The sequence below is a fragment of the Streptomyces umbrinus genome, assembly GCF_030817415.1.
GTDB lineage: Bacteria > Actinomycetota > Actinomycetes > Streptomycetales > Streptomycetaceae > Streptomyces > Streptomyces umbrinus_A.
This window is the reverse complement of the sequence record NZ_JAUSZI010000002.1, coordinates 10,974,065-10,990,274: the sequence shown is the minus strand read 5'-3', so window position 1 is coordinate 10,990,274 and position 16,210 is coordinate 10,974,065. Positions and strand designations below refer to the sequence as shown.

Below are 16,210 nucleotides of genomic sequence, written 5' to 3'. Positions count from 1 at the left end.
GTCGTCCGCCGACGGTTCGCTGCGGACGGCGGGGGTTCAGCCCTGCTGGAAGAGCTCCGCGGGCAGGGGCTTCAGGAGCGCGTACAGGTCGTCGGTGATGGGGCGGTCCCACGCGGCGATCGTCACCAGGACGTTGTCGCTGCGGTCGAACTGGACGCAGGAGATCCGCGTCTCGGAGAGCTTGAGGCGGCGCACGATGAGGAGATTGTCGCCCTGCATCACCGGCATGTCCTCCGCCCCGACGACCGTGACCTCTTCCTCGTTCTCCAGCGCCAGCAGCAGCTGCGCGACCTCGAACGGGACCTCTCCCTCGGCGACGTCCCGGGCCGGTGACCCCTCCGGCAGATTGCCGATGATCATCGCGGGGCCACGGCCACCGAACAGGTCGTAGCGCAGGAACACGCCCTGGCAGCTTCCATCGGGCGCGGGCAGCAGGCCCGCGCCTAGATTGCCGGGCCAGTCGCCCGGGTCCATGGCCAGAACGTCGAATTCAGGCCCGGCGGGAGTGGCGCTGCGGCGGCGGAGGAAGGACATGCCGCAATGGTACGTGCCCCGAGGGGTGGACGGGCGTGGGGTCGACGGCCGTTGGCCGGCGAACGTTGGCCATCACGCGTTGGCTGGGGCCGGTCCACCGACGGGCGTTGACCGTCACGTGGCGACTTCGAGCCGTTTCCGTCACCAACTGTTTGCCAACGCTCGTTGCCCCGGCCCCGACACACACCACCGAGCGTTTGCCAACAAGCGTTGGCTTTCCCTCCACCCGCTGCCCCACGCTCGTGGGCCCACGCCTGTTGGCCAACGCCGGTATGCCCCCGCCTCCGGGTCGGCACCTGTCTGCCTACCGGCGTAGGCCCACACCCGTTGACTAGCCCTTCGCTTCCGCCCCCGCGCCCGATCCCTCTCCCCCTGTGTCCACTCTCTCCGCTGCCCCCGCCTCCCCCAACGCCGCCCCCAGCCCCCCCCCGGTCCGTGCCCACCTTCCGATACACCGCCGACAGCAGTCGCACCACCGCCGGCTCCTCGGTGTGCAGCTCCTCGGCGATGCCGGCCAGGGTGCGACCGCGCGCGGTGAGTGCCGCGGCCGCGCGTTCGCGGGCGGTGAGCGTGTCCGTCTCGGTGCTGTGGAGACGGCGCGGTCGCAACCCGGCGGCGGCCAGTTCGTCGCGCGCGGCCTCGACAAGCCCGTCGGCACCGCACTGCGCCGCCGCCTCCAGCCCCCGGTAGAGGTGCTCGGAGGCTTCCTTGCGGCCCGCGCGCCGCAGCTCCGTGCCGAGGGCGACGAGGGCGCAGGCCAGTTCGTACGCGGCCGGCGAGCTCTCCAGATGACCTACGGACTCTTCGAGGAGTTTCACGCGGGCCGGGCCCGAGGAGACGTCGGCCGCGGCACGCAGTGCCTGGCCGATCGCCGACGGCGCACCGAACAGCCGAGCCCGGCCCACGGCCTCGAACGCCGTGGCCACCGCCCGCTCCGGGGCATCGTGGCTCTCCGCGCGGGCGAGGTGCAGCTGCCAGGGGCACCAGGACGGATTCCGCATGCCGCGCGGGTCGAGGCGGCGCCCGGCCGCGGCGAGTTCGACGGCGGCGTCCTTCGTCAGCCCCCTGGCCAGCAGCAGCTCGCCGTACACGGTCTGGGCGTCGGGGAAGACGACGGCGGCGGGGAACGGCTCCCCGAAGGCGTACTCCTCGGCGGTCTGGGTCGCCTCCGTGATCCGGCCGCGGGCGAGCAGGATGTCGATGAGGGTGCCGACGGCGTACCAGTGGGCGGGCGTGCCGGGCCCGACGCGTTCGGCCAGCCGGAGCCCCGCGCGTACGAAGTCCTCGGCCTCGGCGAGACGGCCGCGGCGGAAACGTACGTACGCGAGGAGGGTGTAGCCGAAGGAGAGGTGGGCCCCGTGCCAGCCCTGCCGTTCGAAGTCGGCGATCCCGGCGGCGAACAGTTCTTCGGTGCGCCCCGGCCGGTCCGCGTACATGAAGGTGAGGGCGACCAGGACGGGCACCTCGAAGCCGCGGTCGGCCTCGGCCCAGCCGAAGCCGCCGGCAAGGGCGCGTTCGGCGTGCCGGATCGCGATGTGGGCGGGTTCGCCGCGCAGGGTGGCGTCCCAGGCGCGCAGGCCGATCACATAGCGCTCGGTGAGGTCGCGGCCGGTCAGCCGGTCGGCGAGCCGGGCGAGGCGGCGGGAGCGGGCCGGTGAGTCGGGCTCGTCGGCCCGGAAGGCGTCCCACATGAACTGCTCGGACTGCATGCGCAGCCGTACGCGGGCGTCGCCGGTCACCTTGATCTCGCGGGAGAGGGCGTCGGAGGCCTCGGCGAGGCGGTCGCTGTGGGCGAGTACCTGGGAGAGCCGGTAGACGATGTTGTGCCGCAGCTCGGTGTCTGCGATGGGTTCTTCGAGTGCGGCCCGCAGGTGGTTGACGGTGGTCGCGGGTTCGGTGAGCAGGGAGGCGCTGCCGAGCTCGTACAGCACGGCGGCCCGTTCCCTGGCGGGCGGGGGTTCGCGCAGCGCGCGGGCGAGGTGGCGGCGGGCCGCGTCCGGGGCTCCGGCGCGCAGGGTCTCGCGGGCGGCGGCGCGCAGCTGCTGGACGACCCAGACGTCGCCGTCGGGGTGGGTCTCCATGAGGTGCCGGGCAGCGGCGGCGGAGCCGAGGCCGGCGTCGACGACGCACCAGGCGGCCTGGCCGTGCAGGGCCACCCGTACGCCCCGGGGAATGGCCCGGTAGACGGCGGTGGCGATGAGCGGGTGGACGAATTCCAGGGTGTCGGCGCCGGTGAGGATACGGGCGCCGCGCAGGGCGTCCGCCGCGTCGGCGGCCTCCTCCGAGCCGAGGCCCGCCACGGCCGCGGCCAGCACCGGAGGGATCTCGGTGCCGAGGACGGCGCAGGCCCAGGCGAAGCGGACGGTGGAGGCGCCGAGGCGTTCGAGTCGGGCGACGAGTCCGCTGCCCTTGACCGCGGCGGCCAGGTCGCGCAGCAGATGTGCCCCGGCCTCGGTGGGGTCAGACCCCGGTCGCGTACCTTCGCGGTGAGTTCGACGGCCTCGAACGGGTTGCCCGCGGTCACGGCCCAGCATTCGCGGCAGAACGCGTCGTCCGCCTGTGTGCCGAGGGATTCGCGCACCAGATGGGCGACGGCGACCGCGCTGAGCGGTTCCAGGTCGAGGGGGCGCCCGCCTGCGCGGCCGGGCAGACCCCTGAACGGCTCGGCGTGGTCCGGGAGTTCGTCGGGGCGGTAGGCCACGACGAGCAGCAGGGGCAGTTCCTCGGCGCGGGGTGCGAACGCGGCGAGCCACTGAAGTGACTCGGCGTCGGCCCAGTGCGCGTCGTCGAGGACCAGCACCATCGGCGCGCGCCGGACCGCGAGATGCGTGAGCACCCAGTCGAGGCCGTCGCGCAGGCCCTGTTGGTCGGGCGGTGCGCCCTCGGCGGGGGCGCACAAGCCGAGTGCGGGGCCGACGATGGAGTACCAACTGCCCAGCGAAGCACGGAGTTCGGCCTCCGGGATGCCCGCGAGCTGGGGCTGCAGAAGCTGGCGTGCGACGTGGAAGGCGACGCGCTGCTCCTGGTCACCGCCGCGCGCGGACAGCACGGTGCAGCCCATGGCGGTGGCGCGGCGGCGTACTTCGGCGAGAAGGGTGGTTTTGCCGATTCCGGCGCGTCCGGCGAAGGCGAGCAGGCCGCCGCGGGGCCGGTCGTACGGTTCGGTGACGTCCTGACCGGGGCCGATGCCATCCCGACGAGGGCCGATGCTGTCCCGACGAGGATCGGTGGCGTCCCGACGAGGACCGGTGCCGTCCCGACGAGGGCCAGTGGCATCTCGGCGAGGACCGGTGTCGTCCGAACGCGTACGTCCGTCGTCCGTTCCCAGCCCGGTGACCTCGGCCAACGCCTCGTCCACAGCCGCGAGTTCACTCTCGCGCTCGAAGAGCGTCCTTCTGCTCCGCATGCCGCGCTGACCCATGCCGCACCCCCTGCCACGGTGGTGCGACCGGCGCGGGGAGACGGTGCGCTCCGTGACCTACAGGCACCTCAGCGTACGCCCGGAGCCAGTGCCGTGGACCCGATCGGCCGTTACTGACCGGAGCGGTCGGCCAGCTGTTCCAGAAGGGCCACGGCCTCGGCGGCGCGCTCGTGCGGCACGAAGAGGTGATCGTGGTGGAAGCCCGCGACGACGTTGCAGCTCAGGCCCGCTTCGGCCAGTGCCTGGGCGACGGCGGCGGTGAGGCCGACGGCGTCCAGCGCGGAGTGGATGCGCAGGGTGATCCAGGCGGCCACGAAGTCGTACGTCAGACGCGCGGCGTCGGCGTCCTCCTGCTCGACGACGAGGGTGAGGCCCTCGTCCTCGACGACGGTGACGACCGGTGAGAGTCCTGGGGGCGCAGTGGTCCCCGGGACGGTGGTGAAGACGAAGCGGCCGGGATGCAGGGCGGGTGCCATACCGCTCAGCAGTCGACCGAGATCACGTTCCGCGCTCTTACCGCCAGGACCGCCCATACCCGAAGGCTATGCCGTCTTCTTGTGTCGTTCGTGGTGGCGGGCGACACGGGCACGGTTGCCGCACGAGGGCTTGCACCATTCCTGCCGGGGATGGTCCTTGAGGAAGTAGCGCACACAGCGCGGCGCGTGGCAGGCGCGCAGCCGCTGCCGGTCGGGGCTCGCGAGGAACGCGATGGCCGCGCGGGCGAGGGACGCGGTGAGCTCGGCGTCGCCGTGCGCGGGTTCCTGACGTACGAGAGGGTCGGCGCCGTCCGTCCACGACAGTACGGGGACGGTCGGGGTCAGGGCCGCGCGGGTGTTGAGCCGCTCGACGGCGTCCCGTACGGGCATGAGCCGGGCGGCGTCGGCCGGGCTCGGATCACCGGGGAGCACGGCGCGGGCGAACAGGGCACGGACAGCGGCGCGCACGTCCCGTACCGCGGCCAGCTCCGTCTCGTCGACCTCGAAGCCGTGGGCGCCGGTCTCCGGACGCTCGCGCACCCAGGTGGTGAGGCCCTCCACGGTGGCGAGATCGTCGGCGACTCCGCCGTGGCCGTCGTGGCGGATGGTGAGGGCGAGATCCAGGGCGAGACGTGCGTCCGCGCCGATCGAGGCGTTCATGGGCTAATGATACGGTCAACCGCATCCATTAGCGCACGGGCACTCTCCTCGTCGCCCGAGCGCGTCCATGAGCACCCGAGCGGGGAGTGTGTCGGTGGAGGATCTGCGTCAACTGCTGCGCGGCCTGGAGGTGTTCGCGGGCGAGCTGCCCGTGTTCGACCCGTCCCAGGCCCCGGACACGCCGACGGAGCTGTTCGCCGAGTGGCTGCTCGCCGCCGTGGACGCCGGAGTGCGCGAGCCGCACGCCATGACGGTCTCCACGGCTGGTGCCGACGGGAATCCCACGGCGCGGACCCTGATCCTCAAGGGGCTGGGTCCGGACGGCTGGCGGTTCGCGTCGGACGGCGGCAGCGTCAAGGCCCGAGATCTGGCGGAGCGGCCCTATGCGGCGCTCACCTTCTACTGGTCGCCGCTCGCACGGCAGATCCGGGTACGTGGACCGGTCGCGCCGGAGAGTCCCGAGGACAGTGCGGCCGACTTCCTGGCACGGAGTGCCGGTGCCCGCGCGGAGGCTCTGCTCGGCCGTCAGTCGCGGCCCCTCGCGGACCTCGCCGAGCGCGACACCGTGGTGAAGGAGTCGCTGGCCCGGCTGGAGGCCGAGCCGGATCTCGTGGCACCCGGCTGGACGCTGCACTCGGTGCGTCCCGAGTCCGTCGAGTTCTGGCAGGGCGACAAGGAGCGACGGCACACGCGGCTGGTGTACGTGCGCTCCGGGGAGGGCTGGGACAAGCAGTTGCTGTGGCCCTGAAGGAGACGGCTGCCGCATGGACAGCCGTGACGAGACGGCCGGCGCATGGCCGCGGCCGGGCCGAGCGCCCGCGAACGGCCCGTCGGTGACCTCGGTTTCCCGGGGCCGGCCTCGCTCAGGCCTCACCCCGGGAAACGGCCGAAGATCGCGTGGCCCGGACAGGGGCGGAACAGCACCCCTCTCGTCGGATCAGGCTCCCCCACGTCCTCTCACGTGAGGTCGAACTCCCCTTCCCGCGCCCCCGACACGAACGCGCCCCATTCCGCGGGCGTGAAGATCAAGGAGGGGCTTTCCGGGCGGCCACTGTTGCGCATCGCGATGAAGCCTTCGACAAAGGCGATCTGGACATCCCCCTGCCCTCGGCTGCTGGAATGCCAGTCGGCGCTGCTGAGGTCAAGCTCCGGCTTGTCCCAGCCCGCGAGCGGGTGCTGCTGGATGGTGCTCTCGGCCACGTCCGTGCTCCTCCCGGTTCGTCGTCCGCGGCCAGCCTAGCTTTCGCCCACTGCCCCGCACAGGCCACGTGAGGGGGACAGCTTCAGGAGGTCGGCGGCGTGGCTCCGACCAGCCACATCGAGAAGAACTGGGACCCGCCGCCGTAAGCGTGTCCGAGGACCCGGCGGGCACCGTCGACCTGGTGTTCTCCGGCCTGTCCACGCACCTGAAGTGCGGCTTCCGCGAAGCGGATCATTCCGGAGGCCCCGATCGGGTTGGTGGAGAGCACCCCGCCCGACATGTTCACCGGCAGGTCCCCGTCGAGTTCCGTGACCCCGGATTCGGTGAGTTTCCACCCCTCGCCCTCCGCGGCGAAGCCCAGGTTCTCCAGCCACATCGGCTCGTACCAGGAGAACGGGACGTACATTTCCACCGCGTCGATCTCGCGGCGGGGGTCGGCGATGCCGGCCTGCCGGTACACGTCGGCCGCGCAGTCCTTGCCGGCCTGCGGCGAGACGAAGTCCTTGCCCGCGAAGAGCGTCGGCTCGCTGCGCATGGCGCCGCCGTGCATCCAGGCGGGCGGGCGCGGCGAACGGGCCGCTCCCGCACGGTCGGTGAGGATCATCGCGCACGCGCCGTCGGAGGACGGGCAGGTCTCCGAGTAGCGGATCGGGTCCCAGAGCATGGGCGAGGCCTGGACCTTCTCCAGCGTGATGTCGTGCTCGTGGAGATGCGCGTAGGGGTTCTTGAGCGCGTTGCGGCGGTCCTTGTACGCGACGAGCGAGCCGACCCCGTCGGGGGCGCCGGTCCGTCGCATGTAGGCGCGCACGTGCGGGGCGAAGAAGCCGCCCGCGCCGGCGAGCAGGGGCTGCTGGAAGGGGATCGGCAGGGACAGGCCCCACATGGCGTTCGACTCGGACTGCTTCTCGTAGGCGAGGGTCAGTACGGTGCCGTGGACGCGGCCCGCGACGAGGTTCGAGGCGACGAGCGCGGTGGATCCGCCGACCGAGCCCGCCGTGTGGACGCGCAGCATCGGTTTGCCGACCGCGCCGAGGGCGTCGGCGAGGTAGAGCTCGGGCATCATGACGCCCTCGAAGAAGTCGGGCGCCTTGCCGATGACGACGGCGTCGATGTCCGCCCATGTCAACTCGGCGTCCGCGAGAGCGCGTTGGGCGGCCTCGCGGACAAGTCCCGCGATCGACACGTCCCTTCGGGCCGCGACGTGCTTGGTCTGGCCGATCCCGACGACGGCCACGGGCTCCTTGCTCATCGCGGGTCTCCCTCCAGTACGGCGACCAGGTTCTGTTGCAGACACGGGCCCGAAGTGGCGTGCGCCAAAGCCCTGTTGGAGTCGCCTCGCTGGATCCGGGCGGCCGCCTCCCCGATGCGGATGAGCCCCGCGGCCATGATGGGGTTGGCGGCGAGCGGTCCCCCGGACGGGTTGATGTCGACGCTGTCGTCCAGCCGCAGGGCTTTGCGCAGCACCACCTCCTGCGAGGTGAACGGAGCGTGCAACTCGGCGGTGTCGACGGGCCGTTCGAAGGCTCCGGCCCGTTCCGCCGCCAGTCGCGAGGACGGCGAGTCGGTCAGATCGCGCACGCCGAGACCGTGTGCCTCGATGCGGTGGTCGATGCCCCGGATCCAGGCGGGCCGTTCGCACAGATCACGGGCCCGCTCCCCCGCGGCGAGGATCACCGCGGCCGCCCCGTCGCCGATGGGCGGGCAGTCGCCGGTACGCAGGGGACGTACGGCGTAGTCGCCCCGCGGCACCGAACCCCTCAGCTGGGCATGGGAGTTGTCGGCGGCCGAGGCACGGTTGCGGGTGGCGACGGCGGCCAGCGCGGGTTCGTCCGTGTCACCCGCGTCGATGAGGGCCTGAGCCTGCAGAGCGGCCAGGGCTATGGAGTCCGGCCACAGGGGCGCCACGTAGTAGGGGTCGAGTTGCCGCGTCAGCACGTCCCTCACCGACCCGGGGGACGACTTGCCGTACGCGTACACGAGCGCGGTGTCGGCCTCGCCGGTGAAGGAGCTTCGTCCAGGCCTCGTACAGCGCCCACGCCCCGTCCATCTCCACGTGCGACTCGGAGATCGGCGGCCAGGCGCCGACACCGTCGAGTGCCATCGTGAAGGAGAAGGCACGGCCCGCCAGATAGTCCGTGGAGCCCGAGCAGGTGAAGCCGATGTCACTGGTCTTCAGCCCGGTCTGCGCCAGCACCTCGTGCAGGACGGGCATGAGCATCTCCACCTCGGAGAGCTCGTCGGAGGTGCGCAGATGGTCGGTCTGGGCGAAGGCGACGACGGCGATGTCCCTCAGCGGCCTCGGCGCGGGCATCTACACCAGCTCCTTGTACGTGTCGTAGTCCGCGTCGGGTTCGCCGGTGGGCCGGTAGTGGTCGGGGAAGCGGCCCCCGTCCGTCCATACCGGCTCGACCCGCAGACCCATCCGCACCTGGTCGTAGGGGATGCCGCCGATGCGGCCGTGCAGGGCGAGATCGGCGCCGTCCAGGGCGATGTGCCCGTAGACATAGGGCACTTCGATGTCGAGGTTCTTCGCCTTGATGTTGACGATGCAGTACGTGGTGAGCGTGCCGCGCGGCCCCACCTCGACCTGTTCCGATGTGGCCACACCACATGTGGGGCACGCGCCCCTCGGCGGGACGTACACCTTGCGGCAGGACGGGCACCGCTCGCCGACGGCCCGCCGGTCGGAGAGCGCGTTGATGTAGCCGGACTGGGCGCGGCCGGGCGAATAGGTGTAGTCGAGGCGGGCGGGCGCGACGATGCCGGTCACCATGTCCTCGAACCGGCCGTCGCTGCCGGTGAGTTCGGCGCTGTCACCGTCGTACGGTTCGAAGCAGGCGATGTCCGTGATGGCCCCCGAACGCTCCTCGGCCCACCGGACCCGCACCCGCATCCCGGTGTGTACGGCGTCGGGCCCCGGGGCGTCGAGGGCGTGCAGCAGCCCGGTGTCGGCGCCGTCCAGTTTCACCAGCACCCAGGCGAACGCCGCGTCCAGCGGCTGGCCCCGGCGGGGTTCGTGGTTCCAGGCCCATGTGGTGACGGTCCCGGTGGACCCGACCTCGACCAGCTCACCGAGATCTTCGGAGGTGACGGGGTCGTACTCGACGGGCGGCACCAACGTCCGCCCGTCACGGGTCTTCACCCCGAGCACGACCCGCTCCCGCAGCCCGGTGAGAAACGCACTCTGGACGGGCCCGAGCGAGCGAGTGAAGGGGAACTCGACAACCAGGGGAGCTTTGAGAACTTCAGGCACGGCATCTCCTCGCGAAACGGTTGGCCGCGCCCCGACAGGGGCGCGGGCTGTGGCACCTGCGGCGCTGTCGCATGGGCACGACCGGCGCCCCTTCAGGGGCGCGGGGAACTGCGCGACCAGCCACAACGAGCCCGCAGCTTCAAACCGGCCGCACGCGAACATCACTCCCTCCGAAACACCGGCGGACGCCGCTCCGCAAAGGCCCGCGAACCTTCCTTCGCATCGGCCGTATCGAAGATCGGCCACCCCCGCTTCAACTCGGCCGCCAGCCCGTCGGCCTCGCTCATCTCGGCGGCCTCGTACACGGACGCCTTCACGGCCTCGACGGCGAGCGGCCCGCAGTCGTTGATCTGCCCGGCGATCGCCAGGGCCTTCTCCAGAGCCGTCCCGTCGGGGACGACATGCCCGATCAGACCGATGTCGGCGGCCTCCCGCGCCGAGTACGGACGGCCGGTGAGCAGCATCTCCAGCGCATGCGTCCGCGGAATCTGCCGCTGGAGGCGGACCGTCGAGCCGCCGATCGGGAACAGCCCGCGCTTCACCTCGAAGAGCCCGAACGTGGCGGACTCCCCCGCGACCCGGATGTCGGTCCCCTGAAGGATCTCGGTACCGCCGGCCACGCAGTAGCCCTCGACCGCGGCGATCACGGGCTTGCGGGGCCGGTGATGCCGCAGCATCGCCTTCCAGTGCAGATCGGGGTCGGCCTTGAGGCGGTCCCGGTACTGCTGGCCCTCCATCCCCTTGCCCGCGAGGGCCTTGAGGTCCATGCCGGCGCAGAACGCGCCGCCCGCGCCGGTGAGGATGATCGAGCGGATGGCGTCGTCCGCGTCGGCCTCGACCCAGCCGTCGTACAGGCCGACCAGCATCGGCAGCGAGAGCGCGTTCTTGGCCTCGGGCCTGTTGAGCGTGAGCACCAGTGTGGCGCCTTCGCGCTGCACGGTGAGGTGTTCCGTCCCACCCATTGCCGTCCTCCCGTCTCAGGAACGAGAACAGGTTGCAGGAGCGGAGGGGCCAGTTCAAGGGTTTTCTGACAGTCAGTCAGATTTCTTGTGCGCGGACCCTTCACAGTTGTGGCGGGCTTTGCTCTGATGACCGGCGAAGCGATGACGCACGTCCGATCGTCGAAGCTTGCCGGGGTCAGGAGGAGCGGTGGAGTACAACCTTGCCGACCTGTTCGAGTCGGTCGTCGACGTGGTCCCCGACCGCGAGGCGCTCGTCTACATCGACCACCCCGGCACGGGTGCGGAGCGCCGGCTCACCTACGCTGAGCTGGACGCGGCGGCCAATCGCGTCGCCCACCACCTGATCGACAGCGGCATACGCCCCGGTGAGCATCTCGGACTGCATCTCTACAACGGCATCGAGTATCTCCAGACCGTACTCGGCTGCCTCAAGGCCCGGATCGTTCCGGTCAACGTCAACTACCGCTACGTGGAAGAGGAGTTGGTCTACCTCTACCGGGATGCGGACCTGGCGGCACTGGTCTTCGACACGGAGTTCACCGAACGGGTCGCGGCGGCCATGCCGCGCACGTCGGCGCTGCGGCATCTCGTACGGGTCGGCGCCCCGGCCTCTGACGCACCCGTGCTGCCGACGGTGGTGGACTTCGCCGACATCGAGGCCTCCGGATCGTCCGAGCGCGGCTTCCCGCCCCGCTCCCCCGACGACCAGTTCATCATCTACACCGGCGGCACGACCGGGATGCCAAAGGGTGTGATGTGGCGTCAGGAGGACCTGTTCTTCTCGGGGTTGGGCGGCGGCGCCCCGACCGGTGAGCCGGTGAAGACGCCGGAGGAGCTCGCCGAGCGGGTCGCGGCCGGCGGCGAGGGGATCACCTTCTTCCCCACGCCCCCGCTGATGCACGGCACCTCGACCCTGACCGCGTTCATCGGCTTCAACTTCGGCCAACGCATCGTGATCCACCGCAAGTTCGTGCCCGAGGAGGTGCTGCGGACCATCGAGAAGGAGAAGGTCACCAGCATGTCCCTGGTCGGCGACGCGATGCTGCGGCCCCTCATCGACGCGCTGAACGGACCGATGAAGGGCACCGACACCTCGTCCATGTTCAGCGTCTCCTCCTCCGGCGCGATCATGTCGGAGACGGTGCGCGCCCAGTTCCAGGCGCTCATCCCGAACGTCACGCTCCTCAACAACTTCGGTTCCTCCGAGTCCGGCTTCAACGGCACGGCGACGGACGACTCGGGTCCCGACCGCGGGTTCCGGATCCGCGTCAACTCCCGTACGCAGGTGGTGGATCCGACGACGTACGAGCCGGTCCCCGTCGGCGAGGTGGGGCGCGTCGCCCAGCGCGGCCATGTGCCCCTCGGCTACTACAACGACCCCAGGAAGACCGCCGAGACCTTCTTCGAGAAGGACGGCGCTCGCTGGGTGCTGCTCGGCGACATGGCGACCGTCGACGAGGAGGGGGTCGTCACCGTCCTCGGGCGCGGTTCGCAGTGCATCAACACCGGCGGCGAGAAGGTGTATCCGGAGGAGGTCGAGCAGGCGCTCAAGTCGCATCCCGATGTGTACGACGCACTGGTCGCCGGGGTGCCCGACGAGAAGTGGGGCAACCACGTGGCGGCCGTGGTGCAGCTGCGCACGGGCGCCGGGCAGCCGTCCCTGGACGACATCCAGAACCACTGCCGCACCCATCTCGCGGGCTACAAGATCCCGCGCCAGCTGGTGATCACGGACTCCATCCAGCGCTCGCCGAGCGGCAAGGCCGACTACCGGTGGGCACGCTCGGTGGCGGCGGAGGCCGCCCGGTAGACCTGCTGAGAACAGCAGAGCATCAGGACGGTACGGCGGCCGCTCCCTCCGCCGTACCTCCGCGCACCGGACCCGCCGCCCCCTCCCCGTGGCCGCCTCATGTCTTGACGACGGCCCGTACCCCTGAATTACTGATCCGGAGCAGAGCGACCGAATGATCGGTCGCCCGTAATGGATCGTTTGGTGAGGGAGCGGCCCCATGGCGGATTCGACGGACCTGCTGGACGAGGGCGAGCGGCTCGACGCGGAGGGCCTGCGCGCGCTCCAGCTGGAGCGGCTGAGGGCATCGCTGCGACACGCGTACGAGAACGTGCCCTTCTACCGGGACTCCTTCGACAAGGCGGGGCTCCGGCCCGAGGACTGCCACTCGCTCGCCGATCTGGCCCGCTTCCCCTTCACCACGAAGGCGGACCTGCGCGAGAACTATCCGTACGGGATGTTCGCCGTGCCGCAGGACCGTATCCGCCGTATCCACGCGTCGAGCGGTACCACCGGGCGGCCCACGGTCGTCGGCTACACCGAGAGCGACCTTTCGATGTGGTCCGACATGGTGGCGCGCTCGCTCCGCGCGGCCGGCGCCCGGCCCGGTGACACCGTGCATGTGGCGTACGGCTACGGGCTGTTCACCGGTGGGCTCGGCGCCCACTACGGCGCCGAACGGCTCGGCTGTACGGTGATCCCCGCGTCCGGCGGCATGACGGCCCGCCAGGTGCAGCTGATCCAGGATCTGAAGCCCGGGATCATCATGGTGACGCCCTCCTACATGCTGACGCTCCTCGACGAGTTCGAGCGGCAGGGCGTGGACCCGCGGCACACCTCGCTCCGGGTGGGGGTCTTCGGTGCAGAGCCCTGGACCGAGGAGATGCGCCGGGAGATCGAGGACCGCTTCGCGATCGACGCGGTCGACATATACGGGCTGTCGGAGGTGATCGGCCCGGGAGTCGCCCAGGAGTGCGTCGAGACGAAGGACGGCCTGCACATCTGGGAGGACCACTTCTACCCGGAGATCGTCGATCCGATCACCGGCGAGCTGCTGCCGGACGGCGAGGAGGGCGAGCTGGTCTTCACCTCGCTCACCAAGGAAGCCATGCCCGTGATCCGCTACCGGACCCGGGACCTCACACGGCTGCTGCCCGGTACGGCCCGGACCTTCCGCCGGATGCAGAAGATCACCGGGCGCAGTGACGACATGGTCATCCTGCGCGGCGTGAACCTCTTCCCCACTCAGATCGAGGAGATCGTCCTGCGCACACCGGGCGTCGCCCCGCACTTCCAGCTGCGGCTGACCCGCGAGGGCCGCCTCGACGCGCTCACCGTGCGCGCCGAGGCCCGGGCCGGCGCCACGCCCGAGATCCGCGACGAGGCCGCGCGCGCCATCACGGCGGCCGTGAAGGACGGCATCGGCGTCTCGGTCACTGTCGAGATCGTCGAACCGGAGTCGCTGGAGCGGTCGGTGGGGAAGATCAAGCGGATCATGGACCTGCGCCCGCGCTAGGCCGCCCGTCTGCACAGGCACAGGCCCCGCGGTCCGGGACCTGTGCCTGGGCCTGGGCCTGGGCCGACTGCAACGCCCTACGGCTTGGGAGTGGAACCGTACGCGGTCAGGAAGCGGTCGCGGAACGAGTCCATCCGCCACACCGGCGCGGACTTGTCGGGCTTGATGCCGTCCGTCCAGCCCCAGTCGTCGATCTTGTCGAGTACGGACTTGTCGTGGGCGACGATCGAGACGGGCACGTCCCGGCTGGCGTTGCTGCCGCTGACGCTGGCGAGCGGCTGGTGGTCGCCCAGGAAGACGAGGACGGTGTTCTTGCTGCCGTACTTCACCACGTAGTCGATGAGGGAGTTCACCGAGTACTGGATGGACTTGCCGTACTCCTCCTTGACCTTCTTGGAGTCGTAGAACACGTCCGCGGGGTCCTTGCCCGCCTTCTCGATGCCCTCGTAGACCGAGCCGTCGCCGACCTGGTCCCAGGGGATCATCTTGGGGATCGGGGCCCAGGGCTGATGGCTGGAGGTCAGGATGATCTCCGACATCAGCGGCTTGTCGCGCTTCTTGCCGTGCTCAAGGCGCTCGAAGGCGCTCAGGGCGTACTGGTCGGGCATGGTCGACCAGCTGAACTTCGGGCCCTCGTAGCCGAGTTCCCGGGAGTCGTAGACGTTGTCGAGGCCGTAGAACTTGCCCTCCGGCCAGTTCTTCTGGACGCCCGGCATGACGCCCACGGTCCGCCAGGCGCCGGTGCGCTGGAAGGCGCCGGTGAGAGTCAGGTGCTCGCCCGCGGTGACGGTGCGATAGCGGTTCTGGTTGTTGATCCACAGGCCCGACAGGAAGGTCGAGTGGCCGAGCCAGCTGCTGCCGCCGTACGTCGCCGAGGTGAGCCAGCCGCTCTTGGCGGAGTAGCCGGCCTTGGTCAGTGCCTCGTTCTTGGCCGTGAGCGTCGCGTCGACGCCCGCGGCGGTGGCCTCGTCCTCGATCGCGCTGCGGCCGTAGCTCTCGATGAAGGCGATCATGACGTCCTTGCCGCGCAGATCGGTGAGGAGCTGGTCGCCCGGGGTGCCGCCGAAGGCGTCCTTCTTGGCCTCTTTGGCGAACGCCGCCTCGTCCTTGAGGGTCGCCTGCACCCGGTTCACGCGGTCCTCGACGCGGGCGACCGTGGTCCTGGCCGCGATCCCCGGACCGGACAGCTGCAGGCCGAGCGCCGCGCAGGTGACCCAGGCGGTCCCGACCACCAGTGTGACGCGGCTGGCCGCGTCACGGTTGCGGGTCATGACGTTGCTCACCCGGAGCACCGCCAGGGTCATCAGGACGAGCACGATGAGGACGAGGGCCACGACGGCGATCACGGCGCCGATCGCACCGCCGTTGCCCATCGTGTCCTTGAGGTAGGACTGCGCGTCGTCGAACAGGACCCAGTCGAGGACCACGTTGAATCCACGGCCGAGGAACATGTTGAAGCCGACGTCGAGAAGGTTCAGGACGGTCAGTACGCCGAGGATCGCGCCGGACAGGATCGCCACCGCTATCCGTGGCCTGCGCGGCAGGACGATGAGGACGGCGGCGCCGAGGACCGCCTCCACCGGGATGCGCAGGAACACGCCGGGCGTGAACTTGGGGGCGGAGGTCGGCATGAGGAGCGCGAAGCAGACGAGCAGGAGGGACAGGCCCGTGACGGTCCATCCCACGTTGCGCGCGGCGACCGGGTGCCGGTCGCGCCACTTGCGGGGGGCGACGGGCTCGTCCGGGGGCTCGACGGGGCCGTCGCCCTCGGAGGTGCCTTCGTCGGTGACGGAGGTGTCTTCAGCGGCGGTGTTGCCCTCGTCTGCGGGGTCCTTCTCGGCACTCACGCTCTCCTCTACCGCAGGAGCCTTTTCGGCGCTCACGCCCTCCTCGACCGCAGGAGTCTTTTCGGAGGGCGTGTTCTTCTCCACCGCAGGAGCCTCTTCGGAAGGCACTTCCTCCTCCGCCCCGGAAGCCTTGTCAGAGGCCGTGTCCGTGTCGATGTCGACGGCGGGCTTCTCTTCGGATTCCCCTTCGGAGGCGGTGACCCCCTCTTCTGCAGGCACCGCCCCTACGGACACCTCTCCTGCAGGCGTCTCCCCCGCAGGCCCCTCCTCGGCGGCGGTGGCCTCCTCCGCACCGTCCCGCTCAGAGGAAGCGGCATGCTCGGCCGCAACACCCTTTGCTGGGGCGGTCTCTTCGAGAGGGGTGCTGTGCTGGATGTCGTCGAGCGTGTCCGCCGGAGGAGCCTCCGGCGTCACGTCGGGCTCCGGGGTTGTCCGGTCCATGTCCGGCAGCTGGCGAGAGTTCGTGGTGCGCGACAACCCGAAGGTCCTTCCGTGCGAAACCCGGTGGTGATGCGGCGGGCCGGGCTCGGGTAGCCGGGCCGCCGTTACTG

11 protein-coding genes and 2 pseudogenes are annotated in these 16,210 nt (G+C 70.7%); 3 read left to right on the top strand and 10 right to left on the bottom strand.

Translation table 11 applies throughout. The annotated features are described in order from the left end of the window. Positions 1 to 36 precede the first annotated feature (36 nt). The 4 genes and pseudogenes from QF035_RS48750 to QF035_RS48735 all read right to left on the bottom strand — a co-directional run bounded on the left by QF035_RS48750 (position 37) and on the right by QF035_RS48735 (position 5,091). Positions 37 to 534, bottom strand: a complete 498-nt coding sequence (locus tag QF035_RS48750) for a hypothetical protein (protein WP_055610485.1) — start codon at positions 532 to 534, stop codon at positions 37 to 39. A gap of 422 nt (positions 535 to 956) precedes the next feature. Then, positions 957 to 3,955, bottom strand: a pseudogene (locus tag QF035_RS48745) (ATP-binding protein); the annotation flags it as partial. 110 nt (positions 3,956 to 4,065) lie between these two features. Further along, positions 4,066 to 4,488 carry an ACT domain-containing protein gene (locus QF035_RS48740; RefSeq protein WP_307528824.1) on the bottom strand — a complete coding sequence of 141 codons (423 nt, stop codon included), beginning with the start codon at positions 4,486 to 4,488 and terminating at the stop codon, positions 4,066 to 4,068. Between the two features lie 9 nt (positions 4,489 to 4,497). Then, positions 4,498 to 5,091, bottom strand: a complete 594-nt coding sequence (locus QF035_RS48735) for a CGNR zinc finger domain-containing protein (RefSeq protein ID WP_307528823.1) — start codon at positions 5,089 to 5,091, stop codon at positions 4,498 to 4,500. Positions 5,092 to 5,158: 67 nt separating this feature from the next. Here QF035_RS48735 and QF035_RS48730 point away from each other — a divergent pair, with 67 nt between their 5' ends. Next, positions 5,159 to 5,839 (top strand): pyridoxine/pyridoxamine 5'-phosphate oxidase, encoded by a 681-nt coding sequence (locus tag QF035_RS48730; protein WP_307528821.1) that lies wholly within the window; start codon positions 5,159 to 5,161, stop codon positions 5,837 to 5,839. A 209-nt stretch (positions 5,840 to 6,048) separates the two neighbouring features. On the opposite strand, the gene QF035_RS48725 is transcribed toward QF035_RS48730, so the two are convergent. The 5 genes and pseudogenes from QF035_RS48725 to QF035_RS48705 form a co-directional block, all read right to left on the bottom strand. Next, positions 6,049 to 6,291 (bottom strand): DUF397 domain-containing protein, encoded by a 243-nt coding sequence (locus tag QF035_RS48725; protein WP_055617755.1) that lies wholly within the window; start codon positions 6,289 to 6,291, stop codon positions 6,049 to 6,051. An 83-nt stretch (positions 6,292 to 6,374) separates the two neighbouring features. Beyond that, positions 6,375 to 7,541: a thiolase domain-containing protein gene (locus QF035_RS48720; protein WP_055617756.1), complete on the bottom strand. Its 1,167-nt coding sequence runs from the start codon at positions 7,539 to 7,541 to the stop codon at positions 6,375 to 6,377. Then, positions 7,538 to 8,603, bottom strand: a pseudogene (locus QF035_RS48715) (thiolase domain-containing protein). The gene QF035_RS48720 and the pseudogene QF035_RS48715 overlap by 4 nt, the downstream one beginning before the upstream one ends. Continuing rightward, positions 8,604 to 9,545, bottom strand: a complete 942-nt coding sequence (locus QF035_RS48710) for a Zn-ribbon domain-containing OB-fold protein (RefSeq protein ID WP_307528818.1) — start codon at positions 9,543 to 9,545, stop codon at positions 8,604 to 8,606. A 161-nt stretch (positions 9,546 to 9,706) separates the two neighbouring features. After that, positions 9,707 to 10,507, bottom strand: coding sequence for a crotonase/enoyl-CoA hydratase family protein (locus QF035_RS48705; RefSeq protein ID WP_307528817.1), 801 nt, complete (start codon positions 10,505 to 10,507; stop codon positions 9,707 to 9,709). 187 nt (positions 10,508 to 10,694) lie between these two features. Between QF035_RS48705 and QF035_RS48700 the strand changes: the two genes are divergently transcribed. Together QF035_RS48700 and paaK are read left to right on the top strand one after the other, a co-directional pair. Then, positions 10,695 to 12,317, top strand: a complete 1,623-nt coding sequence (locus tag QF035_RS48700) for an acyl-CoA synthetase (RefSeq protein ID WP_307528815.1) — start codon at positions 10,695 to 10,697, stop codon at positions 12,315 to 12,317. Positions 12,318 to 12,516: 199 nt separating this feature from the next. Next, complete coding sequence (gene paaK / locus QF035_RS48695; RefSeq protein ID WP_307528813.1) at positions 12,517 to 13,812, top strand: phenylacetate--CoA ligase PaaK; 1,296 nt, start codon at positions 12,517 to 12,519, stop codon at positions 13,810 to 13,812. Positions 13,813 to 13,889: 77 nt separating this feature from the next. On the opposite strand, the gene QF035_RS48690 is transcribed toward paaK, so the two are convergent. Further along, positions 13,890 to 16,100 carry a sulfatase gene (locus QF035_RS48690; RefSeq protein WP_307528811.1) on the bottom strand — a complete coding sequence of 737 codons (2,211 nt, stop codon included), beginning with the start codon at positions 16,098 to 16,100 and terminating at the stop codon, positions 13,890 to 13,892. Positions 16,101 to 16,210: the final 110 nt, after the last annotated feature.